This window comes from Acinetobacter guerrae (assembly GCF_009372255.1).
Classification (GTDB): domain Bacteria; phylum Pseudomonadota; class Gammaproteobacteria; order Pseudomonadales; family Moraxellaceae; genus Acinetobacter; species Acinetobacter guerrae.
This window is the reverse complement of record NZ_LXGN01000004.1, coordinates 27577-52334: the sequence shown is the minus strand read 5'-3', so window position 1 is coordinate 52334 and position 24758 is coordinate 27577. Positions and strand designations below refer to the sequence as shown.

Annotated in this window: 19 protein-coding genes and 1 pseudogene; 8 read left to right on the top strand and 12 right to left on the bottom strand. The window is 40.2% G+C overall.

All coding sequences use genetic code 11. The features are described 5' to 3' along the window. Nucleotides 1–53: 53 nt before the first annotated feature. The 6 genes from A7A69_RS03260 to A7A69_RS03235 form a co-directional block, all read right to left on the bottom strand. A complete protein-coding gene (locus A7A69_RS03260; protein ID WP_120369700.1) occupies nt 54–641 on the bottom strand; it encodes a tetratricopeptide repeat protein in 588 nt (195 codons plus the stop codon). Next, nucleotides 638–1231: a methionine biosynthesis protein MetW gene (metW, locus tag A7A69_RS03255; protein WP_120369699.1), complete on the bottom strand. Its 594-nt coding sequence runs from the start codon at nt 1229–1231 to the stop codon at nt 638–640. Before metW ends, A7A69_RS03260 begins: the two co-directional genes overlap by 4 nt. Then, nucleotides 1231–2394, bottom strand: coding sequence for a homoserine O-succinyltransferase MetX (metX, locus tag A7A69_RS03250; protein WP_187349157.1), 1164 nt, complete (start codon nt 2392–2394; stop codon nt 1231–1233). Before metX ends, metW begins: the two co-directional genes overlap by 1 nt. Before the next feature lie 84 nt (nt 2395–2478). Then, complete coding sequence (gene leuA / locus A7A69_RS03245; RefSeq protein ID WP_120369697.1) at nt 2479–4176, bottom strand: 2-isopropylmalate synthase; 1698 nt, start codon at nt 4174–4176, stop codon at nt 2479–2481. A gap of 445 nt (nt 4177–4621) precedes the next feature. Beyond that, nucleotides 4622–5305: a Fe2+-dependent dioxygenase gene (locus tag A7A69_RS03240; protein WP_152876284.1), complete on the bottom strand. Its 684-nt coding sequence runs from the start codon at nt 5303–5305 to the stop codon at nt 4622–4624. Nucleotides 5306–5414: 109 nt separating this feature from the next. Beyond that, the gene (locus A7A69_RS03235) at nt 5415–7625 is read right to left on the bottom strand and encodes a TonB-dependent receptor (protein WP_152876283.1); all 2211 of its coding nucleotides are present in this window, start codon (nt 7623–7625) and stop codon (nt 5415–5417) included. A 358-nt stretch (nt 7626–7983) separates the two neighbouring features. On the opposite strand from A7A69_RS03235, the gene tig reads away from it, so the two are divergent. From tig to A7A69_RS03215, 4 genes are all read left to right on the top strand, one after another. Continuing rightward, nucleotides 7984–9318 (top strand): trigger factor, encoded by a 1335-nt coding sequence (gene tig / locus A7A69_RS03230; protein WP_044433854.1) that lies wholly within the window; start codon nt 7984–7986, stop codon nt 9316–9318. A gap of 196 nt (nt 9319–9514) precedes the next feature. Beyond that, a complete protein-coding gene (gene clpP, locus A7A69_RS03225; protein WP_004991313.1) occupies nt 9515–10120 on the top strand; it encodes an ATP-dependent Clp endopeptidase proteolytic subunit ClpP in 606 nt (201 codons plus the stop codon). Between the two features lie 26 nt (nt 10121–10146). Beyond that, nucleotides 10147–11457: an ATP-dependent Clp protease ATP-binding subunit ClpX gene (gene clpX / locus A7A69_RS03220; RefSeq protein WP_120369693.1), complete on the top strand. Its 1311-nt coding sequence runs from the start codon at nt 10147–10149 to the stop codon at nt 11455–11457. A gap of 156 nt (nt 11458–11613) precedes the next feature. Further along, the gene (locus A7A69_RS03215; RefSeq protein ID WP_151980382.1) at nt 11614–12327 is read left to right on the top strand and encodes a DUF2846 domain-containing protein; all 714 of its coding nucleotides are present in this window, start codon (nt 11614–11616) and stop codon (nt 12325–12327) included. 87 nt (nt 12328–12414) lie between these two features. Here the strand turns inward: A7A69_RS03215 and A7A69_RS03210 are convergent. The 6 genes and pseudogenes from A7A69_RS03210 to A7A69_RS03185 all read right to left on the bottom strand — a co-directional run bounded on the left by A7A69_RS03210 (nt 12415) and on the right by A7A69_RS03185 (nt 19057). Next, a pseudogene (locus tag A7A69_RS03210) lies at nt 12415–12981 on the bottom strand (DUF2059 domain-containing protein). A 204-nt stretch (nt 12982–13185) separates the two neighbouring features. Further along, nucleotides 13186–13587, bottom strand: a complete 402-nt coding sequence (rsfS, locus tag A7A69_RS03205) for a ribosome silencing factor (protein ID WP_151980500.1) — start codon at nt 13585–13587, stop codon at nt 13186–13188. A gap of 81 nt (nt 13588–13668) precedes the next feature. Further along, complete coding sequence (locus tag A7A69_RS03200) at nt 13669–14463, bottom strand: hydroxypyruvate isomerase family protein (protein WP_152876282.1); 795 nt, start codon at nt 14461–14463, stop codon at nt 13669–13671. 12 nt (nt 14464–14475) lie between these two features. Then, complete coding sequence (locus A7A69_RS03195; RefSeq protein ID WP_152876281.1) at nt 14476–15348, bottom strand: NAD(P)-dependent oxidoreductase; 873 nt, start codon at nt 15346–15348, stop codon at nt 14476–14478. A 30-nt stretch (nt 15349–15378) separates the two neighbouring features. Beyond that, the gene (locus A7A69_RS03190; protein ID WP_152876280.1) at nt 15379–16167 is read right to left on the bottom strand and encodes a crotonase/enoyl-CoA hydratase family protein; all 789 of its coding nucleotides are present in this window, start codon (nt 16165–16167) and stop codon (nt 15379–15381) included. A 91-nt stretch (nt 16168–16258) separates the two neighbouring features. Continuing rightward, nucleotides 16259–19057 carry a GacS-like sensor histidine kinase gene (locus A7A69_RS03185; RefSeq protein ID WP_120369686.1) on the bottom strand — a complete coding sequence of 933 codons (2799 nt, stop codon included), beginning with the start codon at nt 19055–19057 and terminating at the stop codon, nt 16259–16261. A 153-nt stretch (nt 19058–19210) separates the two neighbouring features. Here A7A69_RS03185 and cysM point away from each other — a divergent pair, with 153 nt between their 5' ends. Genes cysM through A7A69_RS03165 form a run of 4 tightly spaced genes read left to right on the top strand, consistent with a single transcriptional unit; the run spans nt 19211 to nt 24752 of the window. Further along, a complete protein-coding gene (cysM, locus tag A7A69_RS03180; protein WP_120369685.1) occupies nt 19211–20140 on the top strand; it encodes a cysteine synthase CysM in 930 nt (309 codons plus the stop codon). Between the two features lie 31 nt (nt 20141–20171). After that, nucleotides 20172–21017 carry a 3'-5' exonuclease gene (locus A7A69_RS03175; protein WP_152876279.1) on the top strand — a complete coding sequence of 282 codons (846 nt, stop codon included), beginning with the start codon at nt 20172–20174 and terminating at the stop codon, nt 21015–21017. A 9-nt stretch (nt 21018–21026) separates the two neighbouring features. Next, on the top strand, nt 21027–22418 hold the full coding sequence (rlmD, locus tag A7A69_RS03170) for a 23S rRNA (uracil(1939)-C(5))-methyltransferase RlmD (protein ID WP_151980376.1): 1392 nt from the start codon (nt 21027–21029) through the stop codon (nt 22416–22418). 27 nt (nt 22419–22445) lie between these two features. Further along, on the top strand, nt 22446–24752 hold the full coding sequence (locus tag A7A69_RS03165) for a RelA/SpoT family protein (protein WP_120369682.1): 2307 nt from the start codon (nt 22446–22448) through the stop codon (nt 24750–24752). The last annotated feature ends 6 nt before the right edge of the window (nt 24753–24758 follow it).

Sequence of the window (24758 nt, the reverse complement as noted above, 5' to 3'; positions counted from 1 at the left end):
AGAGAAAATTAAAAAACAAAAAGCACCCGAAGGTGCTTTAAAATTTTAAGAACTTACTGCGCCTGAATCCATTTGTCAGCACGATCAACCGCTTGACGAATCTGATCTTGGGTCAAGTTGGCAGCCAAAGCAGTTTTTTTGCTTTGTGACATGTTAATCACTTTATTATCTAACATGCCATCACGAGTCGATAACTCGTACCATTGGTACGCGCCCTGATAGTTTTTCTTTTGTTCTTCCATCATGGCGAGATTATAACTAGCACGGTTGTCACCATTACTGGCTGCTTTTTCAAAGTATTTACGCGCCATAGCTTCATTTTTAGCAACGCCTACACCATCTGCATACATACGGCCGACATTTAACTGAGCAGGAGATAGGCCCTGATCTGCGGCTGCTTTAAACCACGTAAAGGCTTGTTTTTCATCTTTAGCAACGTCTTTACCATACTGGTAATGCGAACCTAAATAAAACTGTGCACCCGCCTGTCCAGCTTTAGCGGCCTTCATCAGGTCATTCACACTCATGGTTGAAAAGTGCGCAGCCTGAGCTGCAATAGACTGTGGTTGGGCAACGTAATCAGCATGTGCGTGAATACTCAAAAGTCCAACTACTAGTGTGCTGAATAATGTTTTTTTCATAGAGCGCTCACTCGATATATTGCGACTTCACCAAACAAATTAGGGACATGCTTACTTAAAAAGCTCCCTTGCTGATTTCCATTGACGGCAAGTCGATTAATGATCCGAATCTGATTTTCTGCACAGAGTGCTTCAAAATCTCGGAAAGTACATAAATGAATATTGGGCGTGTTATACCACATATAGGGTAATGCATCTGAAACAGGCATCATTCCTTTCAAAGCCAAAAACGAGCGCGTCTTCCAATGCGCAAAGTTTGGAAAAGTAATGATGGCTTGTTTGCCCACTCGCACCATATCACGTAATAAAACATCTGGTGCATCTACAGCTTGCAAAGCTTGTGCCATAACCACATTATCAAAAGATTGATCTGCGAAACGACTCAAGCCAAGATTCAAGTCTTGCTGAATAATATTTAACCCGCGACTGACGGCAATTGCAATCTTTTCTTGATCAATTTCTAGGCCATAAGCACGAATTTGATGTTTTTTGCTCATATGAGCCAATAATTCGCCATCTCCACAGCCTAAATCAAGCACACTAGACCCAGGTTTAATCCACTTTTCTGCAAGTTGTTGGTCTATACGCATCAGATCGCCTCCACTTGTACTGTCGATTTTAAAAGCGCTTCACCGCCTAAAAAAGCGCGTAATGCTTTTACATACAGTGGAATTGGAAATAAAAATGAATCATGCCCTTGTTCAGCATTGATATCCAGATAAGTCACAGGTTTATGATTGGTAATGAGAGCATCTACAATTTCCTGAGAACGTTCTGGGGCAAAACGCCAATCCGTTGTAAATGAAACTACCAGAAAGCGACATTGAGTTTGTGCCATCGCTTTAGTTAATGACTGTTCATACTCACGTGACGGGTCAAAATAATCCAATGCTTTGGTCATAATCAAATATGTATTAGCATCAAAGTTTCGGCTAAATTGTTCGCCTTGATAGCGCAGATAGCTTTCCACCTGAAATTCGACATCAAAGCCATACATAAATTTGCCAGATTTTAAATCACGACCAAACTTTTGTTTCATTGCTTCTTCAGAAAGATAGGTGATGTGACCGACCATCCGTGCCAAAATCAGCCCACGTTTTGGGTAGCTGTCATTTTCCAGATAACGACCATGATAAAAATCTGGATCAGAAAGAATCGACTGGCGCGCCACTTCATTAAAGGCAATATTTTGTGCGGAAAGTTTAGGTGCGCTGGCAATAATCACACAGTTTTTTAAGCGATCAGGATAATCCACCGACCATTGTAACGCCTGCATTCCTCCCAAAGAACCACCAATAATGGCATACCAGATATCAATGCCTAATCGGTCTGACAGCATGGTTTGGGTTTTGACCCAATCACGCACAGTGACCAATGGGAAATCGGGGCCGTAAGGACGATTTTCATTTTCAGGATTTGGCGAGGTCGGCCCAGTCGAGCCATTACATCCACCAATATTATTCAGCGCTACCACAAAAAAATGATTGGTATCAATCGCTTTTCCTGGACCGATGCAAGCATCCCACCAACCCGCTTTTTTGTCATCTTCGTGGTGATAACCCGCTGCATGATGATGTCCAGAGAGCGCATGGCAAATGAGAATTGCGTTAGATTTATCCGCATTTAACGTACCATAGGTTTCAACCATCAGTTCGAAACGCGGTAAACTTCGGCCACATTCTAAATGTAGAGGGTGTTCAAATTGAAACTTTTGTGGAGTGACCAAACCCACGGAGTCAGATGGAAAAGACACGGGAGCGATTCGCCTTTTATCTTTAAATCAATAATACAGAAAGGATACCATAGGTATCCTTTCAAAAAGAGTGTTTTACATCGTTTATACAGCAGCGGCAGCCACTTGTTCGGTGCTTAATACGCCTTGTTCAATTAAACGGTTGGTCGAGGCCAAAATCGCTTCAATTGAGGATGTAACAGTGTTGTCATGGACACCTGCGCCGAAAGTACTTTTTCCAGTTCCTTTTACCTGAATTTCGATTAAGGTTAAGGCTTTGGCGTTAGCGCCAGAGCTAATACTACGTTCTTCATAGTTCAAAACGTCAATTGGTAATTGAAGTGCATTTAAGAAGGCAGAAATTGGACCATTGCCTTCACCACGCAATTGCTGAATTTCTCCATCAATTTCAATTTCTAATTCAATCGCTTGAGTCCCATTTACGTCAGAAAGGCGATAGTTTTTCGCAGTATAATGGCGCTCTTTGGCATTTACATAAGTATCTTGAAATAAATTCCAGATTTCAGTTGCGCTAATTTCTGTGCCATTACTGTCGGTGTGTTGTTGCACAATTTGCGAAAATTCAATCTGTAAACGACGCGGCAATACCACGTTGTAGTTGGACTCTAACAAATAAGCAATACCGCCTTTACCAGACTGACTATTGACACGAATCACAGCATCATAGTCACGACCCAAGTCTTTCGGATCGATAGGTAAATAAGGCATATCCCAGATTTCTTCATTTTTCTGAAATTCAAAGCCTTTTTTGATTGCATCCTGATGTGAACCAGAGAACGCCGTGAAGACCAAGTCACCTGCATAAGGATGACGTGGATGTACAGGTAAACCTGTGCATTCTTCAATTGTGGCAATTACTTCGTTGATGTTGGAAAAATCTAACTCAGGTGCAACACCCTGCGTGTACATATTTAAGGCAATTGCTGCGACATCAACATTACCCGTACGTTCACCATTACCAAACACACAGCCTTCAACACGATCTGCTCCCGCCATAATCGCAAGTTCAGAAGCTGCAATACCGCAACCGCGGTCATTGTGACAGTGAACTGAAATAAGCACGCCATCACGACGCGCAATATTGCGGTGCATCCATTCGATCTGGTCTGCATAAACATTTGGCGTTGAGACTTCGACTGTTGCAGGCAAGTTTAAAATAACTTTGTTGTCAGGTGATGCTTCCCAAATTTCAGTCACAGCATCACAGACATCTTTAGCAACTTCTAATTCTGTGGCAGAAAAGCATTCTGGACTGTATTGGAATACCCATTCTGTTTCAGGATATTGCGCTGCAATTTCTTTGATTTTCTTAGCTGCATTGACGGCTAAAGCCTTAGAGCCATTCGCATCGACATTTAAAACTTTTTGACGGAAGGTCGGTGAATTTGCATTATAAATATGCACAATAGCGCGTTTTGCACCGACTAAAGATTCAAAAGTACGTTCGATCAAGTGATCACGTGCTTGTACCAAGACCTCAATATAGACATCATCTGGAATGTGATTTTCTTCGATTAACTTACGGGTAAAATCAAAGTCCATTTGAGACGCTGAAGGAAAACCAATTTCAATGTGTTTGAAACCAATTTTGACCAACATCTGGAACATTTTAAATTTTTGATCAATATCCATCGGTTCAAAAATTGCTTGATTACCGTCACGTAAGTCGGTACTCATCCAGATGGGTGCTTTTGTGATTTCGTTATTTGGCCATTGGCGGTCAGGTAAGTCGACGCGCTGATACATACGGCGGTATTTTTTGCTTGGATCTGCCAACATCATGAGATAACTCCTTGTCGTAGCGCACTTGCTCAATTTTTTTCAGGCAGCTTACTACTTTATATATGGTGTCTAAATAAAATGATTTAAAGAAAAATAGCTTAAAAATTTTGAGGCCTGTTTTAGAGGCAAAAAGAGAGTATGCGCGCTTGGCGCAGCATCAGGAGTGCGGTCAAATCAGTTGTAGATTTGGAAAAAGCAAAAATATATTTCATTTCCATATACCATTAAAAAAGCTTAGTGGTTTCACCTGAGTAAAAGATTTTACAACTCATTTGAGTGTAGGTGAAAAACATCGCACATGCAAAATCATATCCTAAATTTTAATTTGAATAAATGAAAAATATTTCCCTATTTTTTGCATAAATTGCAATTTATAAGGAAATATTTCCCTATTAATGGTTGTATATTGGCAATATTTTTTATTTATAGGTTGGTGGGGTTTGTTTTATAACTCAGACCACATTCGCATTAGATTATGATAAATATTGGTTAACTTCATCACTTCTGGATAATGGTCTCCATGTTGCATACGTAAATTGCGAACGGACTCATCCAAAGTAAATAATAAATGTCGTTTGTTATCATCACGAATCAAACTTTGTACCCAGAAAAAAGAAGCGAAACGTGTACCACGAGTAATACTACTGACCTCATGTAAACTGGTTGCAGGATAAAGTACGACATCGCCTGCGGGAAGTTTAACTTCGTGGTAGCCATAAGTATCTTCAATGACAAGCTCACCACCGTCATACTCGTCAGGTTCACTTAAAAATAAGGTGCAGGATAAATCGGTGCGGATTTGTTCAGTTGTACCACGGATCAATCGAATCGAATTATCTACATGAAATCCAAAACTTTCATGTTCATCGTAACGATTAAATAAAGGTGGAATAATTTGATGGGGAAGGGCTGCGGTTTGGAATGTAGGATGATTCCAGATAGCCTTAATCACCAGATCACTTAAATGCTGGGTCAAAGGATCTTGTTCAGATAACTGTTGATTATGTTTGACTGATGCAGACAAAGTTCCAGCAGTGACTTTACCCCCAACCCAATTGGCCGACCCCATCAATGCTCTAAATTCTGTAACCTGTTCTTTGCTAAGTACATTGGGAATATGATGAATCATGTGGAATATACCTTTGGCAAGAAAGCGTCAATTGTAAAAATAGCCTCAAAGATGAGGCTATTTTATATGAGTTTTTAATAAAGCCATAATTAAATTATGGCTTTAAGGCTTAGTATTTAAAATTAATTGCTAATACTGCATTACGACCATCACCTTCAAAAGCGTAGTGTGCAGCATGGGCGCTTGTGAAATAACGTTTATCCGAAATGTTATTTACATTTAGTTGTAAGTTCACATTGGGGTTAATTTCATATTTCGCCATGGCATTATAAATGGTGTAAGCAGGCATATATTTTTCTGCTGTTGTGCTTGAATTGACATAGACATTGTCTTTGTATTGAGCACCCGCACCTACAGTCAACTGTGGTAAGACTTTATAAGTCGACCATAATGTTGCACTGTTTTTTGCAACATATGGGATTGGGCCACCTGCTGGAACTGCTGTTCCACGTGAAAAGCCACCATCGGTGAGTTCACTGTCTAAGTAACTATAACCTGCTGAAACTTCCCATTTATTGGTGATATGACCGTTTAAGCCAAGCTCAAAACCATCAACTTTACTTTCACCCACATTTGAATAAAAACCTGCTGCATCCTGAATACGAGTATTTTGTTTCTCAGTACGGAAAATAGCAGCAGTGACATTGGCACGTTTATTGAAGATATCCCATTTTGTACCCACTTCGTAGGTACGAGCTTTTTCAGGTTTCAAGTCATTAATGGTAATGGCAACTGCCGATTCACTGCTATCGCCTTGTCCAACACCCACTGGGTTGGCAGAAGTCGCATAGCTCGCATAAATGCTACCATTTTCAGTTGGTTTGAAGATTAGACCGGCCTGATAACTAAAGAAATCGCTATCGCTTTCAATGCTCGTTCCCGCAGGGGTGGTTCCAGATACTTTATTGTATTTGGCTTCTGTATCGAATTTATCCCAACGCAAACCAAGATTCATTAACCATTGCGGTGTAAATTCGATGCTATCAAGCGCATATAAACCAACGGTACGACTACGAGTGGTCGTGACCGCAGGATTTGCATCACGTGTACCAATCATGGCTGGATTATCTGGACTGTTGACACTAGTACACCAATAAGTCACAGCATTACACTGAGCATCTGCATTTGTTGCAGATTTACTAAAAGTGTAAGACCCCATATCAGTGTCTTGTAAACTCCATTCAACGCCTGTGTTAAACGAGTGTTTAATGGCGCCTGTATTGAATTTCCCAGTTAAGGCAAGTTGGTCTGAATAAGCATCGGTGTCAGAAATTCGACTTAGCGCATGACCACGATAAATATAACCATTTAAAACATTATTTAGCCCATTTGTACCCGTTTTAGAGTCATTTGAGTTGGTGTAAACATAATCTGTTTTTGATTTTGTATAATTAATAACGTTAGATAAGGTCAAATTATCATTGAAATCATGCTCTAATTTAAAGGTGCCAATATGGTTTTCACGTTTATCAAAATCGCGATTTTTCCAACCATAGTAGATTCCTTGTTTGGCTTGATAGGGTTTTCCGCCTGTAGATAAAAATGGAATACCTGCATCAGGTTCGTCATAACTTTGTAAATAATAATAGCTTAATAATCCGCGATTTGCTGTACCCAAGCCCCATGCGATGCTTGGCGCCAGACCAACACGATTATATTCAGCACCATTACTTTGGCCTGGTTTATCATTTTGGTGTCCCATCACAACAACACGGCCAGCAACACCATTTCCAAAATCTTTATTGGCATCGAGTTGTATCTGGCGATAGTCGTCTGTACCTGCTGCGACAGTGCCTTGATAAACATCACCCTGATGCGCTTGTTTGGTAACGAGGTTGATACTACCGCCAACACCGCCCCCGCCCGATAAAGTGGAGCTTGAACCTTTTGTGACTTCTACCTGTTCAATCGCAAACATATCACGATTTTGTAGGGTGGCATTGCGTACACCATCTATATAAATAGAAGACTGGGAGCTATAACCACGAATATAAGGTGTATCTCCAAACGGTGTACCACCTTCGCCTGCTGCAAATGTAATTCCAGGCACGTTTTGTAATGCCTGTGTTAAAGAGTTGGAACCTGTATCTTGTAAAAGTTTCTGCGAAACAACGGTAACCGATTTTGGTGTATCTAAAAGAGGTGCAACATATTTTTTATTAGCCGAGTTATCTACTTTCAAACTGTCAGTACTTGCTTCAGCGTGAATAGTAGGTAAATGGGAAACGTCATCTTGTGCAATTGCTGAAACAGCAACAACAGATAAAGAAGAGGCGATTGCGGATGAAACAATCTTCTTGCGCGTTTTAATAAAAGACATAGCCACAGATATCAATAATAAAAAGTATGTGAATAATAATGATTATTATTTTTATAAATAGTTTTTGATGATTGGATTTCTTGTTAAAAAAAGGAGCTATTATGGATTTTTAGATACATTATTTTACATGTATATATTTAACATTATGAAAATTAAATAAATTATTGATATAGATGAAAATATGCTCTTTTAAAAAAAATATTTTTTAAGCTTTTTTTAAGTTTTATACTTTTTTGGCAAATTGGTTTTTTTCCCATTAAAAACTTCCTTTTTCATCATCCGTTTTGTATATCGGGAAAGTTGTCATATAATGTGGCACTTTTAAAAATTGTTACTCTAACTAATTATCGAGGAAGCCATGCAAGTAACGACTGAAGCGGTTTCGGGCGTTGCCCGTCGTTTAAATGTTTCTGTACCGACGAGCCGTATTAATGAGCAATTTGAAGCTCGTTTAAAACGCACTGCCAAAACTGTGAAGATCAACGGCTTCCGTCCAGGTAAAGTGCCTATGTCACGTGTACGTTCAGACTTCGGTCCTGGTATTTATCAGGAAGTAGTGAACGACATCATTCGTGACAGTGTATTTGAAGCAATTCAACAAGAAAAAATCAATGCTGTAGGCATGCCGAACATTGAAAAAGTGGAACATAAAGATGACGCTTTAGTTTATGAAGCGACTGTTGAAGTGTATCCAGAAGTTGAAGTTAAAGCATTTAATGATTTGGAAGTTGAACGCAAATCAACTGAAATCAACGACAAAGACGTTGACCAAATGATCGAAAACTTGCAAAAACAACGTCAAACTTGGGCTGTAACCAAAGGTATGGCGAAAAAAGACATGCAAGTGACTTTCGATTTTGAAGGTTCGATTGATGGTGAAAAGTTTGAAGGCGGTTCTGCTGAAGACTTTAAACTGGTATTAGGTTCTGGTCGCATGATTCCTGGTTTTGAAGATGGGATCGTGGGGATGAAAGCAGGCGAAGAAAAAGAGATCGACGTTACTTTCCCTGAAGATTACCAAGCTGAAAACCTTGCAGGTAAACAAGCGCAATTTAAAATTACTGTGAAGCAAGTTGAAAAAGCAAAACTTCCTGAAATTGACGCAGAATTCCTTAAAATCTTTGGCTTGACTGAAGAAGATGGTGTTGAAAAACTTAAAGCCGATGTTCGTAAGAACATGGAGCGCGAAGTTCGTAACGGTTTGCGTAACCAAGTAAAACAAGCCGCTTTTGATGCACTTGTTGCTGCAAATGAAATCGAAGTTCCTGCTGCAATGGTTGCTCAAGAAATTGATCGTCAACGCGAACAAATGATTCAACAATTCACTCAACAGTTTGGTGGTGCAGGCGCACAATCATTTGATAAAAGCATGCTTCCAGACGAACTGTTTAAAGAGCAAGCTGAGCGTTCTGTAAAACTTGGTGTACTGGTAAGTAAAGTTCTTGCAGATGCTAAACTTGAAGTAGATCAAACTCGTGTAGATGCTTATATCGATGACATGGCATCTTCTTATGAAGATCCAACTGAAGTGATTGAATACTTCAAAAATGACAAACAGCAACGTGCTCAAATCGAAGCTGTAGTTTTAGAAGATCAAGTGGTTGATCACATTCTTGCTGCTGCAAAAGTGACGAATACAGATGTTACTTATGAAGATTTGTTGAAAGAACAACAAGCACGCCAAGCTCGTTAATCTTGTCATCAATTGAGAAAAGGCGCGAAAGCGCCTTTTTTTATGAATCGTTTCTTTTTCTGATATTCTGACGAAAATGCGGGTTTTATACAGAAATAAAACGATATTTTGAAAGGAATGCTTTTGCAATTTTAATGATTATCCCTCATATTGTGGGAATGAGTTAAGTTACAAAAATTTAGGAATAAATAATCGTATGTATGTTCCAACAATTGAAAATGCTTTAGTTCCTGTAGTGGTTGAACAGTCTTCACGTGGTGAACGTTCTTTTGATATTTTTTCACGTCTGTTACGCGAACGTGTAATTTTCCTAACGGGTGAAGTTGAAGACAACATGGCGAATTTAATTGTCGCTCAGATGTTGTTTTTAGAAGCAGAGAACCCAGATAAAGATATACACCTCTATATTAATTCACCAGGTGGTTCAGTGACTGCAGGTATGGCAATTTACGATACCATGCAGTTTATTAAGCCAGATGTAGTGACTTATTGTATGGGTCAAGCGGCATCTATGGGTGCATTTTTACTCAATGCTGGTGCTAAGGGTAAACGTTATTGCCTTGAAAATGCTCGTGTTATGATTCACCAACCATTAGGTGGTTTCCGTGGTCAGGCTTCTGATATCGAGATTCATGCGCGTGAAATTTTATTTATTAAAGAGCGTTTGAATCGCCTAATGGCAGAGCATAGTGGTCAAGACTATGAAACAGTTGCCCGTGACACTGATCGTGATAATTTCATGACAGCACAAGCAGCGAAAGAATATGGTTTAGTGGATCAGGTTTTATCTAAACGTCCCTAAAAGTTAAGATTTAAGTTGGAGTAATTATGTCCGAACATCCTCAAGGACAAAAACATTGTTCATTTTGCGGTAAAACGCAGTCTGAAGTCGGGAAACTGATTGCAGGCGAGGACGCATATATCTGTAATGAATGTGTGGACGTGTGCCTAGACCTTGTTCAAACCAGTCAGCAAGTTGAGGCTGGGGATTGGGCAAGTCGTGAGCTGCCTAAACCGCAAGAGATTCGTAAGGCTTTGGATCAATATGTGATTGGTCAGGATATTGCGAAAAAAACCTTATCTGTAGCGGTTTATAACCATTACAAACGCCTGAAAGTAGGGCAGTCTGGACATAAAGCCAATCAAGATATTGAAATTGCCAAAAGTAATATTCTACTGATTGGGCCAACAGGCTCAGGTAAGACCTTGCTTGCACAGACATTAGCACGTTTATTGGATGTGCCATTTGCTATGGCAGATGCAACGACACTAACCGAAGCAGGTTATGTGGGTGAAGATGTTGAAAATATTGTGCAAAAGCTTTTGCAAAAAGCAGATTATGATGTAGAAAAAGCACAAAAAGGCATTATCTATATCGATGAAATCGATAAAATTACTCGCAAGTCTGAAAATCCATCCATTACTCGTGATGTATCGGGTGAAGGGGTTCAGCAGGCATTGCTAAAAATGATTGAAGGTACAGTTGCCTCGATTCCTCCTCAGGGAGGACGTAAGCATCCACAGCAGGAATTTATTCAAATCGATACGTCGAATATCCTGTTTATTTGTGGTGGTGCTTTTTCTGGACTTGAAAAAATTGTGCAGCAACGTCAGGAAAAAGGTGGCATTGGTTTTAATGCAGAAGTCAAAAATAAAGACCAAAGCAAAAAACTGGCTGAATTGTTCCGTCAAGTTGAACCTACTGATTTAGTGAAATTCGGTTTAATTCCAGAGTTTATTGGTCGTTTGCCTGTTATTGCGACGCTTGAAGAACTTGATGAAGCAGCCTTGATGCAGATTTTGACTGAACCAAAAAATGCATTGACTCGACAGTATCAATACCTGTTTAACATGGAAGATGTTGATCTGGTATTTGAAGATGCAGCATTACGTGCAGTAGCAAAAAAAGCACTAGAGCGGAATACAGGTGCGCGTGGTCTACGCTCAATTCTGGAAAATGTTTTGCTTGAAACCATGTATGATCTGCCAAGCCGTGATGATGTCGGGACTGTGATTATCAATGAAGCGGTGATTACAGAGGGAGCGCAACCACTTTATCAAAAGGAGCGTATCCCGCAAAAAAATCATGATGCTGTCGATCATGTTGATTTAAAAGTGGTTGATTCTAAATCTGCATAAGTTCAGTCATCTGACACTTATCTGAAAAAGCATGATCTGCTCAGGCATTTCATGCTTTTTTATTTGCAAATATGAAGTGAGGTGTTAATCTTGAGGCGAAATACGCATAGTTTTGCGCCGTAAAAATAAATGAAATAAAACGCCTTGAGGGATATCATGCGTTATTTATTATTATCAATATGTTGTGTCGGGGTTTTGGCTGGTTGCCATAGTTCATCTCAGTTAAAAGCTGAGCCTGAAACTTTAACATCGACTTTACCAAAAGTAGATATTCATCAAGAACCAGGAATATTGGATCAATATCATGTGGGTGGGTTTTCTGTCGGTGGTTGGGTTAACCAAAAACTAGGACAATATTTCCAGCCGATTCAACCACAAAATCCCCAAGCTGCCGTCGTGTATTTATATCGCCCAGACTCACGTTGGAATCAACAGGAAATTGCTGCTGCCAATATTTTTATTAATGGTAAGCGTATTCCGAGTTTATTAAATAATCATTATTATTGGTTGGAATTACCTGCGGGTACATATCGTATTTCTACCAGTAGGCCTTTAACTGTATTTCATTTTCAAGAACCCAAATATATCGATATGACGGTAGGTGCAGGACAAAGCTATTATTTGAAATATGATGAGGAAAATCCTGCACGTAAAGAACGCACAGGGCCATTTTTGATTATGCAGGAAAAAATGGGGCGTAATGAAATTGCATTTACTCGTTTGAAATCATCGAGCTACAACTTTGTAGCACAAGATACTTCAGGCAAGATTCGACATAAACCTCAAGAGCTAAAACCTGCAAAATATGATGAAAAATCAGATGTATTATTGGTTAAGCCATTTAAAATCTGGAATCCAATGACATGGTAAATCTGTTCGGCTGAAGGGTTATATATATCGCTACAGCCGAATTTGCATTTATAGCGCTTAAAGGAAGCTTTGAAAATTGATGATAAATTACGGTTTTTCTTGATTCTTATTTTTTTCGACAATAAGAGGGGCAATAATAGCCATCATTTTTTCCTGAAAATTTTCGCGTGTTTGATCATCATTAAACATTTCTTGGCCTAGTTGCATCATATAGGTAGACAACTCACCCATCATTTTGGCATTTTTACGAGTAATGGATTGACCTTCAGGCGTTTTGAGAAATTTAATACTCGCTTGTAACTCTTCTTCGCTGTAAGTTTTCAAGTAAATATCTTGAATCACCTGCTGAGTTTTAGGATTAGTAATGATTTGATTGCTTGACTCTTTTAAAAGTTGGCTCAACTGGGTTGCAGCTTGTTTCTCTTTACTATTTAGTGTTTGCGAACCCGTTGTATTTAAAATAATTTGCTCTGCCTGTTTATTATAATAAGGCTCTAACTCTGTGAGTGATTGACGTAATAAATATTCAATCTAACTGACCTGCATAAGTTCCTTGACTGTACTGAGTTTCGCAGGCGAAGCCAATAAACCTGTGCTAATGCAGGTGAGACACAAACTGATAGAAAGGCGTTTAATAAGTTGTTGAACAGCCATGAGGATGCCTTTGGTCTAAATTATAAAATTAATTTGAAAGTAAAGTATAAAAGTGGATCTAGTTTAATCTATATGTTGGTTTTTTTAATATTATTTTGTAGTTCTTTTTAAACCATGATTAAGTAAATCCTAAAATGTTCGATAAAAGATTGGCTTTAAAATGAAAAAGCGACCATTTAGGCCGCTTTTTTTGCTCTTATAATTTTAGGCGGTTGCCTCTGGAGCATTACGCCATAAGCTTTCTAAGTCGTAAAACTTACGTGCAGTAGGTAACATGACATGAACAACAACAAAGCCTAGATCAATCAGGATCCATTCGGCATCACGTTCGCCTTCAATACCAATCGGGCGAAACCCAGCTTTACGTGCTTCGTCGGCAACGTTGTCAGCAAGGGCTTTTACATGGCGGGTTGAAGTGCCACTGGCAATAACAATCGCGTCAGCAACATTACTAATGCTGCTAACATCAAGTTCTAAAATATCTTTTGCTTTTACATCGATAAGGGCATTATGTACAACTTTTAGGCAAGTCTCTACATTATGCGGCGTTGAATTCATTGCGAGATCGTGAGAATTAGAAGCGCTGGGCGATGGTTCTAAATTCATAAAGGGTATAATTTCCTGACAATTACTCATGGTCTAATATAGCGAAGTTTTGACTAAATTTCAAACCTTCGCTGTAACACATTATGTATTTACGTCATCAGAAAAATATTTATTTTTCCATTCGAACGATTGTGCGGAGCTTTGCTGAGGTTTATATTCCGCTGCAATGTATCCTGTATAGTTACTTTGCTGTAGCCACTGAAAAATGTGAGCAAAGTTCAATTGAGCGGTATCGGGTTCATGCCGACCGGGACAATCTGCAAACTGAATATGTCCAATCTGGTCAATATTTTCTTTTAAACCTTCCAGTACATCTTCGCCCATCATCGCCATGTGATAACAGTCATATTGCATTTTTAAAGCAGGGTGTTGAACTGCTTCAAGCATTTCTTGAGCCTGTGCAATATTTTGAACTAAAAAGCGCGGCATATCAGTGCCATTAATCATTTCAAATACAGGTTCAATACCATGTTCAGTCATCAGGTGACACACCAGTTTTAAGTTGCTGGCCAGTGTGTTTAAACAAGGTAATAAGTCTGCATCATGAGGCTGCTTTCCTGCCAAAATATTAATTCGTGGTACATTCAATGCACTGGCATATTGAATCGCTTGTTCAAGTGCTTGGTGAAACTCAATTTCTTTACCAGGAACGCCCGCTAGTCCATTACCACCTTGCATTAGATCGCCCGTAGGGACATTAATCAGGCAAAGACTTAAATGATGCTGTTCAAGTTGATCTCGAATCTGGTGAATACTGAGTTCGTAAGGAAACTGAATTTCCACGTGTGCAAAACCATGTTGGCGTGCCAAGGCAAAACGTTCAATTAAAGGAACTTCAGTAAAAATAAGGGAAAGATTCACTGCTAACTGACTCATGATCTTCATCCTTTAAGATTTATTTTCTATCTGTTTGATCATAGTCGCTAAATCTTGCTCGGCAAAGCCCTTTTGTTGGTGCGCTTGTAACTGATCTAAAGCTTTGTTGGCAACAGGAATGTTTAGGTTAAAATTTTTCGCCAATTGTACTGCGTTGTTTAAGTCTTTCGATAAAGTTTGTACTTTCCATTGGACAGGTTCAAAGTTATGCGTCGCCATGCGCGGTGCTAATATCTGAAAAGGTTTTGAGTCTGCAAAGCCGCCTGCCAAAGCGGGAGCCAGTAACGTGGTATCTACACCTGCTTGGTCTGCTAAAGCAATGGCTTCTGCAATTAATGCACTATTTGCAGCAACGATCAATTGATTGCAAATTTTGGTGGCTTGTCCTGTACCATTTTCACCCATGCGGGTAACACGTTGTGCAAGTACCTGATAAATCGGAGCTAGTGTTTCAATAATTTGTGCATTGCCACCTGCAAAAATGACCAGTGCTCCTTGTTCTGCGCCAACTGTGCCACCAGAAACAGGGGAGTCAATCCAATATCCTTGTTGCTGAGTGGTTTGCTTGGCAAGGTCTAAGGTCGTTTCTACAGACAAACTGGAAAAATCAACAATGATCTGGTCTGGTTTTAAATAAGCTTTAATTTGCTCAAATACATGACTCACCGCATGATCATCAGCCAGACAGGTCAAGATGACAGGATAATCGCCAATATTTTTAAGTTGTAACGATGTAGCACCCATTGCAACTAATGGTTCACACGCTGTGTATGTGCGGTTCCAAACAGCAACATTAAAACCTGCTTGCACTAAACGGGTTGCCATGCGGCTGCCCATTAAGCCCATACCTAAAAAAGCAATTGGCGTATTTACATCAACTCTCATATTGGCTTCCTTATCGATATTTATATCAATCTATTTGTATTGGCGCGGCAAAAATTCAGTTTCAGGATGTTTGTCTTTTTTACGTGCCAAACGGCTATTTTTGCCGAGAATAAGTTTAAGCTGCCAAAGTTTTTCCAAGCGTAGTGCTTTTTGGGGTTCGTGTTCCATCGCATCTAAAACCCGTTTTGCTGCCGTTAATGCGTCAGGAGAACGCTGTAATAGTTCAAGTGCTAACTGATTTGCACGTTCAAGTGGGTTTTCAGAAAGATGGGTAACCAAACCAATTTCTTTGGCATAATCTGCATCAAAAATACGTGCGGTCAGGGTTAATTCTTTTGCTAAATCTATGCCGACCAAACCTTTAATGGTACGGGTTAAACCCATATCTGGAACAAGCCCCCAGCGACTTTCCATAATGGACATTTTGGTTTCTGGCTGTGCAATACGGATATCTGCGGCGAGAGCAAGTTGCATGCCTGCCCCAAAGCAATAACCTTCGATTGCGGCAATAACAGGAACAGGTAGGTTCTGCCATACTAAAAAGGCTTTTTGAAAGAGGCTTTGTCCGGGTTTTAGCAATTCCCATGCTGCGTATAGGCTGTTTTTAGGCGCATTTAAGTCAGCCAGATCAATGCCTGCGCTAAAGACTTGTGCTTCGCCTGTTAGAATGACACAACGTACACGACGGTCTTTTTCAATTTTTTTTGCAGTACTTACTAGTTCATGTAGTAAAGCAAAGCTCATGGCATTACGCTTTTCTGGTCGATTCAGACGAACTGTGACGATACCATTTTGATTGCTGACATTGAGAAGTGCCATGTGTATTCCTTTGACTTTTTATCTATGCATGCAGCATAACATGAGCTGAATGTGGATAAATGACAGCTCAGTCACGTGAAGATACTTTGTACTAGGATGCAGTGTTTAGAATTTGCTGTGCTGCACTCTCAACTTCACGAATACTGAGTTGAAGTTCTTCAAAGCGGTCTGAAACATTTTGAATGAAAGTGTCATCTGCACGACGGCGTTCTTTTCTCAAGGTTGAAACGAATTGTTCAAAATCGCCAGTCACATGTTGTAATTTAGGCGTTCCTACATAGCGAGTTGCACCATAAAGACGATGCAACACATGTTCCAGTTGCGGGAAGTCTTCCAGTTCGATCAACTGTTGCATTTCATTGAGTTCAGTATCAAAGCTATCTACGAGCATTCTAAGTAAATCTTGTGCCAGATCTTCTTTATTGGCTGCAAGTTGCAAGCTTTGCTGCCAATCTAAAATTGTGGGATCAAGCGCATCCATCAAAATGGTGTTTTCAGGTCTGGTATTGCTTGCAAAATTATTTTTAGTCCATTCATTCAGGATTTGAATAATTTGTTCAATCTGAATCGGTTTAGTGACATAATCATCCATCCCGACTTTCAGTAATTTTTGTTTTTCATCCGATAGTGCGTGTGCGGTTAAAGCAATAATCGGTAAACGCATTTTTCCATCTAATGTTGATTCTAGTGAGCGTATGGCGCGCGTGGTATCAATTCCCGACATCACTGGCATTTGAATATCCATAAACACAATATCGAATGGTTTTTTATCTCGTTCCAGACGGTTTTCAATAATACTCAATGCTTCTTGACCACTAAGCGCTTTGGTCGTTTTGACATTAAGTTCACCCAACAAGGCTTCCAGTACAATCAGATTTGGTAAATGGTCATCCACCGCTAATACATGTAAACCTTGTCCATTAAATTGCTCGTGCTCAGGTTCAAAAATAGGCTGATTACTAAGGAGTTGAATCAGCGCAGCACGACTTAATGGCTGATACAGTGGCCTTGCCCGATACTCATGCAGCATATTTGGTTCAAGTGCCATCTGATAACCATATACCGCTAAATTCCCTGTATAACGGCTGCGGATTTCTTTGAGCAAGGCTTCCGTGTCACCGCTATGATCCACAATCAACCACGTATTATCTGCGGTTTTTAGGCTGTTCAAGCGACTAAATAGATCCAGAATAGATTGTGCTTCGGTATGCTGAACTTGATAATTTTCAAGATAATGACGTAGAATATTAGCGGTTGCAGGGTGTGCCAGAAAAGAAACCACATGTAGATGTTTAAATTGAGGATGTGCAATTTGGTGATCTTCATCCACCTGAAATAAAGCAGTAAACCAGAAAGTCGAACCTTTTTCTGTCGGTGCACGTTCCTGATTGTCTTCAAAACCGATTTGTCCATGCATCAGATGTACAAGTTGTTTGGAAATCGCCAAGCCCAGACCTGTTCCGCCAAACTGGCGTGTGACGGAAGCATCGCCTTGAGAGAAAGATTCAAATAACTTTTTACGATCCGTTCCGCTTAAACCAATCCCACTGTCCTGCACGCTAAAATGAATTAAGCATTGTCCAATATCATCCTGTTCCATACGAACACGAACAATGATCTCACCATCTGGTGTGAATTTGATGGCATTGGAAATCAGATTGGTCAGAATTTGTTTAAAACGCAGCACATCACCAATAACCTGCGGTGGAATCAGGTCATCGAAATAAAAAGCCATGTCGATATGTTTTTGCGCTGCTAGAGGTGACAACATATCCATCACATCAAAAATGGCTTCTTCCAGATCAAATGAAGCCGTTTCAAGCTCAAGCTTGCCTGCATCAATTTTTGAGAAATCTAGTACATCATTAATCAATGCCAATAGGTGCGCAGATGATTTACGAATGGTTTGTAAATAAAGGCTTTGCTCATTACTCAGATTTTGCTGACGCAACATCAAATGGATAAAACCATCAATGCTATTAAGTGGTGTTCGTAGTTCATGGCTGATATTGGCGAGAAAAACTGATTTGGCCTGATTGGCAGAAATCGCTTGGTCACGTGCTTGACGATAGGTAATATTTTGGACTTCAAGTGTATCGAGTGTACGTCTTAAATCATCTTCGGTTTGTTCAGTATGTTCTTTAAGTTCGAGAAAGCTGAAATGCAGACGTTTCACCATATTTGCAATATCACGCTGTAACAGTCGCAATTCCCCTGTACTGTTAATGATCATATGCTGGTCAAGAGTATCGGCATTGAGGCGTTGTAATTGCATCCGAATTTCATACATCGGAGCAATCCAGCGTCGCGAGTAAAAATTGAGACATAGCAAGAGCAATAGCAGGGTAATCAGACCTGTAATGACTAAAACCGTGAATACTCGATAACGTGCCAGTTGCAAAGGCTGATTATCCATTTCAACCACAAGCCACTTTGGTGTGTTGTTGCTACTTTGAATACTTAAACCATAAATATTGTTGTTGTTATGCTGAATTGGACCAAAAAAAACCAGATTGGGAATTTTCGGCCAAAAACGGGTATCACGATAACCAATACTTAAATAAACCTGACCCTGATTATCTAAAATCGCTGCGCGTTGTAAATTATGTTCAGCAAACATGCTCTGCATAATGGCTTGCGCATGATCGTATTGATCTGGACGTAATTCGACCACTTTGAGTAAATTTTCAGAGGTATGCTGATAGCGTGTGAGCAATGCCGCCGCAGCGTGACGCTGTTGAGACTTGGCAGACGTGTTAGTTTCGTTAAGTACCAACACTGTCCCAACGCTTGTTAAAACCATGATCGGGACAAAGATCAACGCAATCAACTGACCATAGGCATGATTGAGGTGTAAACGTTTGGAGAGTTTTTTATTAAAATTTGACATAGCCCGATCAGATCTATCTCGTTGAACGGCATATTAACATGCTTTGTAACAAACTGATGAGGCTTTAAGCATTTTCAAGAAAAAGCCTGCGAAATGGGTGCAGGGCATGTCATTTTTTCATACAATAGCCGCACTTCGATTTAGGTGTAGATCATGAGTAATACAGAACCTAATTTTTTTGCCGATGAATTTTTGCTGGATCACTATGTCGGTAAAACCCCTCTAGTGCGTTTACAGCGTTTAGCCAAGAATGGTCGAACGACGGTATTGGCAAAACTCGAGGGCAATAATCCAGCAGGATCTGTAAAAGACCGTCCAGCCTACAATATGATTATGCAGGCCGAAAAACGTGGTGAAATCAAACCGGGTGACACCTTGATTGAAGCCACCAGTGGAAATACAGGTATTGCACTGGCGATGGTTGCAGCGATGCGCGGCTATAAAATGAAATTGATCATGCCAAATAATATGAGCCAAGAACGCAAAGATGCGATGTTGGCTTATGGTGCAGAACTTATTGAAGTGACTCAGCAACAAGGGATGGAAGGCGCACGTGATTTAGCTTTGCAAATGCAGGCAGAAGGTCAGGGTTTAGTCTTAAATCAATTTGGTAATCCTGATAATGTTGAGGCACATTACTTAACCACTGGCCCAGAAATATGGGAACAAACAGGCGGTAAAATTACTCATTTTGTCAGTTCGATGGGCACGACTGGTACGATTATGGGTGTATCTAAATATTTAAAAGAACAAAATCCAGAGATTCAGATTGTTGGTCTTCAACCTTCTGAAGGGTCTAGTATTGCAGGTATCCGTCGCTGGCCGAAAGAATATTTGCCGACAATTTTTGATGCATCACGAGTAGATCGTATTATCGATATTCCTCAGATTGAAGCGGAAAAAACCATGCGTCGTCTGGCGCGTGAAGAAGGCATTAGTGCAGGAACGTCATCGGGTGGTGCGGTTTGGGCATCTTTGAAAATTGCAGAAGAACAGCCTGATGCCGTGATTGTCTGCATTATTTGTGATCGTGGCGATCGCTATTTATCGACAGGCCTGTTCTCTGTGCAGGATCCTGAATAAACATTATAGCGAGTACTATTTAGAGATTATTATGCGCTTTCCGACACTGGTTTTTGACATTGAAACCTTGACCGATTTAAAGGCGGGGGCGCATTTATATCATTTGGATCTGCCAGATGATGATTTGGAACAAGCGCTGACCAAGATTCGTCGTCAGGAGTCTGGCATGGATTTTCAGCGTTTGCCCTTACATGAAATTGTCTGCATTTCTGGTTTATGGATAGATGAGCAGGGCCTAAGGTTATTTTCCTTTAGTCAGGAGCAGTATTCTGAAGCTGAAATGTTAACCAAGTTTTTATCTATTTTTGATAAACGTCATCCGACTTTAGTCAGTTGGAATGGTTCACAGTTCGATTTGCCTGTCATTTTGTTTCGTGCCATGTATCATGGTTTGTCTGCACCCAGTTTATTTGATCAGGGTGAGTTGGATACCCAAAAGCGTTATAATAACTACCAGAATCGTTATCATCATCGGCATATTGATGTGATGGATGTCATGGCAATGTTTAATGGGCGAAATTTTCAGAAACTAGATGATATTGCTTCATTACTAGGCTTTCCCGGTAAACGTGGAGAATCGGGTTATCATGTGCCTAGTTATGTTCAAAACGAACAATGGCTCAAACTGACCAGTTATTGTGAAGGTGATGTGCTAAATACGTGGCTGGTTTATTTGCGTTGGTTGTTGCTGAAAGGTCAATTATTCGCTCAGGATCATGAACAGTGGATTCAGTTGACCATCCAGTATTTACAGCAACAATCTCAACACACTGAGTTTTTACAGGTCTGGCAACAAACTTCTCAGCATACTCAGTTTACTCAACATTATTTTTCCACAAATTTTCACGACTCATCAGCCAACTTATCAAATCATTAGGTTATCTCTTTGAAACACGCCGCCAAAGCTTCTACTCAGCCTCCTGTTTATACGTTTCAGGTGGAATCCTTATCGCATGAAGGGCGCGGTATAGCACATTTTGGTACGGCTGCTGAACATCCTGAATTAAAAACAGGTAAAAAAGTCTTTATCCGCTATGCATTGCCTGGCGAGACAGTTCGAGCCAGAATTACCCATGAAACCAAACGTCTGGAAGAAGGGGAAATGCTTGAGTTGTTGAGTGAACCCTCTGCGTTACGAGTAGATCCAATCTGTCCACATTATGGCATTTGTGGCGGCTGTAGCATGCAGCATATTGATTCTGATGAGCAGATCAAAGTAAAGCAGGGTGTATTAAAGTCACATTTTCAACATTTTGCCAGATTAGACGCGATGCAGTGGTTAAGCCCTTTACGTTCAACGCGGCAGGATTATCGTCATCGCGCTCGTATCGGTGTGCGTTATTTGCCTGCCAAAAAGCAGTTAATAATGGGCTTTCGTGAACATCAAAGTAATCGTCTGACTGCTATTGAGGAATGTCCGATTCTTGAGCGTCAGCTTTCAGAAGCGTTGCCAGAAATAAAACAATTACTCCAAAGTCTAAAAGGCAAAGCCAGTATTGGTCATATAGAATTGGCGATGGGTGATCATGAAATTGCACTTTTGGTTCGACATCTGGAACCACTAGGGCATAAGGATGTTGATTTGCTCCTTAATTTTGTAAAACAAAAGGGTTGGCAGCTTTATTTACAGCCCAAAAGTTTTGCAGGGAGTTTAAAACGCATCGATGATAAACAGGGTCGTATGCGTTTGCATTATGCTTTGCCAGAATTTAACTTAAACTTTGCATTTTCTCCTCTGGATTTTACGCAAGTTAACCCAAGTGTAAACCAACAGATGGTACAATTGGCATGTGAATTGCTACAGCTAAAGCAGGGTGAGCATGTGCTCGATTTATTCTGTGGTTTGGGTAACTTTACGTTACCGCTAGCGCGTTGTGTTGGAACAACGGGTCGGGTAGTTGGCGTAGAAGGTAGCGAGGAAATGGTACAACGTGGAACAGAGAATGCGAAGCAGAATGGTATTTCGTATGTCGAGTTCTATTCACAAGATTTAACAAAAGATTTTTCGCATCATTCTTGGGCAAAACAGGGATTTGATGCATTATTAATAGATCCTCCACGTGCGGGTGCATATGAAGTTATGCAATATATCCCAAATTTTGGAGCAAAAAGAATCGTTTATGTATCATGTAATCCAGCAACATTGGCAAGGGATGCAAGTGTACTGGCAGAGCATGGTTACCAATTAAAAAAGGCGGGAGTGATGGACATGTTTACCCATACGGGACATGTCGAATCCATTGCTTTATTTGAAAAAATCAAAGAGATAAACGATTAGAAATGAGTATCACCATAGGAGAATGGTATGGTCACAGTACGTGAACAATTACCTGAACGGCTTACAGAGCTGTCAGAAGAAACGACTGTGGAACATGCCGAGGAAGCACAGCGCGAACTAGCAACATGGCTAGATCGTGTTCGTGATATTTTAGATGGGGCAGAGCTAAATAAGCTTGAAGATATCGCTTATCTTATTTTGCAAAAAGAACTGGCTTTAAGTACCAATCATTCATCCAATACCTTTTCTACAGGAATTGGGATGGCAGATATTCTGGCACATTTACATGCCGATGAAGATACTTTATGCGCAGCCATGCTGTACCGTTGTGTCCGTGAAAATGTCATCACGCTTGATGAAATTCAAAAGAAATTTGGAGATCAGGTCTATAACCTCGTCACGGGTACTTTGGCGATGGGTAAATTATCTGAACTCATCGAAAAAAATAAGCGCTTAGAAGATCATTTTAATAATAATCAACGTGAGCATTTAAGCGGCATTTATAAAATGCTGATTTCAGTGACAGAAGATGTCCGTGTGGTGCTGATTAAACTGGCAGAGCGTACATTGGCACTGCGTGAACTAGCGACGTCATCGCGTGAGCGTCAGGAGCGTGTCGCACGTGAAATTTTAACGATTTACTCGCCTTTGGCACACCGTCTTGGAATTGCTCAACTAAAATGGGAACTCGAAGATCTCGCGTTCCGCTATTTGGCTCCAGATCGCTATAAAGAAATTGCGTCTTTGCTGAATGAAAAAAGACTTGAGCGTGAGCAATATATTCAGTTTGTGATCGAAAAGCTTAAAGCCGAGCTGTGTGAGCATGGCATTGAGTCTGAAATCACAGGTCGAGTAAAACATATTTATTCAATTTATCGAAAAATGAAAAGTAAAAACTTAAGTTTCGATCAATTGTATGATATTCGCGCTTTACGTGTTTTAGTTAAAACGATTCCTGAATGCTATCACTCTTTAGGGATTGTTCATCAAATTTGGCGGCATATTCCGCATCAGTTTGATGACTATATTACTAACCCTAAAGCCAATGGCTATCGTTCCTTACATACCGCGGTGATTGCTGAAAACAAATCACTAGAAGTGCAAATTCGTACCTATGAAATGCATGAAGAAGCGGAGCTTGGCGTTTGTTCACACTTTAATTATAAAGAAGGCTCTAAAACGACAGACCATTCTTTTAATCATCGTTTGCATTCTTTAAGAGCTGTTCTGGAGCATTATCAGGAACGTAATGAAAGTAATGTTCATAAAAATGAAGATGAATCAGAAAATTTAGAAGATCTTCAAAACTTTGAAGACTTTGAAAAGATTTATGTGTTTAGCCGTGATGGTGATATCAAGGAATTACCGCGTGGTTCTACGGTTCTGGACTTTGCTTATCATGTACACACCGAAGTGGGTAACAAGTGTTATGCCGCAAGGGTTAATCAGCGTTATGTACCGCTGACTTATGCCTTAAAAACAGGTGAGCAGGTTGAGATTTTAACCAAAAAAGATCGTGAGCCAAACCGTGACTGGTTGGTGAACTCTCTGGGTTATATTAAAACATCACGTGCGCGTGATAAGTTGCGTCACTGGTTTAGACAGCAAGATCGCAGTAAAAATCTGGAAGTGGGTCGTGAAATTCTGAATAAAGAATTATCACGCTTGGCGATTCACCCAAAAAGCATTGATCTTAATGACTATTCATCACACTTTAATCTTAAAACAGGTGATGACATATTGGTTGCATTGGTTAGTGGAGACATTAGTCTGCATGCACTGATCAATCAGGTCAATCGTCAAATGCATTTGGACAATGACGAGCCTGAACTGGTACTCAAACCGACATTAAATCCTCGTGCTAGTCATACCTTGTCTGCACATGGAATTTTGATTGATGGTTTGGATAATGTTGAACTGCATATCGCACAATGCTGCCAACCTGTACATGGTGAATCTATTGGGGGTTATATTACGCTGAATCGTGGTGTGAGCATTCATAAAGTAGCTTGCCCAGATTATTTGCGCATGATTAAGAATGAGCCTGAACGTGCAGTTGAAGCAGATTGGGAAATGCAACCTACACGCGGTCAGAGTGTTCAGATTGTGATTGATGCTTATGATCGTCGTGGTCTGTTGAAAGATCTGACACAAGTGATTTTTTCGGATCAGATCAATATCCGTCAAGTGAATACCATCTCAGAAGCCGATGGGATTGCCAATATGAAACTGTTAATTGAAGTCAAAGGATTGGCGCAATTATCACGTTTGTTGGCACGTTTGGAGCAACAACCAGGGATTATTAGTGCGCGTCGCTTAATACAAGGAAATTAGTTCAGC

Excerpts from the sequence above, each read along its gene's own strand:
- A7A69_RS03235 (WP_152876283.1), bottom strand. The coding sequence starts at position 7,625 with ATGTCTTTTATTAAAACGCGCAAGAAGATTGTTTCATCCGCAATCGCC.
- A7A69_RS03185 (WP_120369686.1), bottom strand. The coding sequence starts at position 19,057 with ATGTCAAATTTTAATAAAAAACTCTCCAAACGTTTACACCTCAATCAT.
- leuA (WP_120369697.1), bottom strand. The coding sequence starts at position 4,176 with ATGATGTTGGCAGATCCAAGCAAAAAATACCGCCGTATGTATCAGCGC.
- A7A69_RS03240 (WP_152876284.1), bottom strand. The coding sequence starts at position 5,305 with ATGATTCATCATATTCCCAATGTACTTAGCAAAGAACAGGTTACAGAA.
- A7A69_RS03200 (WP_152876282.1), bottom strand. The coding sequence starts at position 14,463 with ATGAGTCAGTTAGCAGTGAATCTTTCCCTTATTTTTACTGAAGTTCCT.
- tig (WP_044433854.1), top strand. The coding sequence starts at position 7,984 with ATGCAAGTAACGACTGAAGCGGTTTCGGGCGTTGCCCGTCGTTTAAAT.
- A7A69_RS03195 (WP_152876281.1), bottom strand. The coding sequence starts at position 15,348 with ATGAGAGTTGATGTAAATACGCCAATTGCTTTTTTAGGTATGGGCTTA.
- A7A69_RS03165 (WP_120369682.1), top strand. The coding sequence starts at position 22,446 with ATGGTCACAGTACGTGAACAATTACCTGAACGGCTTACAGAGCTGTCA.
- rsfS (WP_151980500.1), bottom strand. The coding sequence starts at position 13,587 with ATGAATTTAGAACCATCGCCCAGCGCTTCTAATTCTCACGATCTCGCA.
- A7A69_RS03175 (WP_152876279.1), top strand. The coding sequence starts at position 20,172 with ATGCGCTTTCCGACACTGGTTTTTGACATTGAAACCTTGACCGATTTA.
- clpP (WP_004991313.1), top strand. The coding sequence starts at position 9,515 with ATGTATGTTCCAACAATTGAAAATGCTTTAGTTCCTGTAGTGGTTGAA.
- A7A69_RS03215 (WP_151980382.1), top strand. The coding sequence starts at position 11,614 with ATGCGTTATTTATTATTATCAATATGTTGTGTCGGGGTTTTGGCTGGT.
- cysM (WP_120369685.1), top strand. The coding sequence starts at position 19,211 with ATGAGTAATACAGAACCTAATTTTTTTGCCGATGAATTTTTGCTGGAT.
- A7A69_RS03260 (WP_120369700.1), bottom strand. The coding sequence starts at position 641 with ATGAAAAAAACATTATTCAGCACACTAGTAGTTGGACTTTTGAGTATT.
- clpX (WP_120369693.1), top strand. The coding sequence starts at position 10,147 with ATGTCCGAACATCCTCAAGGACAAAAACATTGTTCATTTTGCGGTAAA.
- A7A69_RS03190 (WP_152876280.1), bottom strand. The coding sequence starts at position 16,167 with ATGGCACTTCTCAATGTCAGCAATCAAAATGGTATCGTCACAGTTCGT.
- metW (WP_120369699.1), bottom strand. The coding sequence starts at position 1,231 with ATGCGTATAGACCAACAACTTGCAGAAAAGTGGATTAAACCTGGGTCT.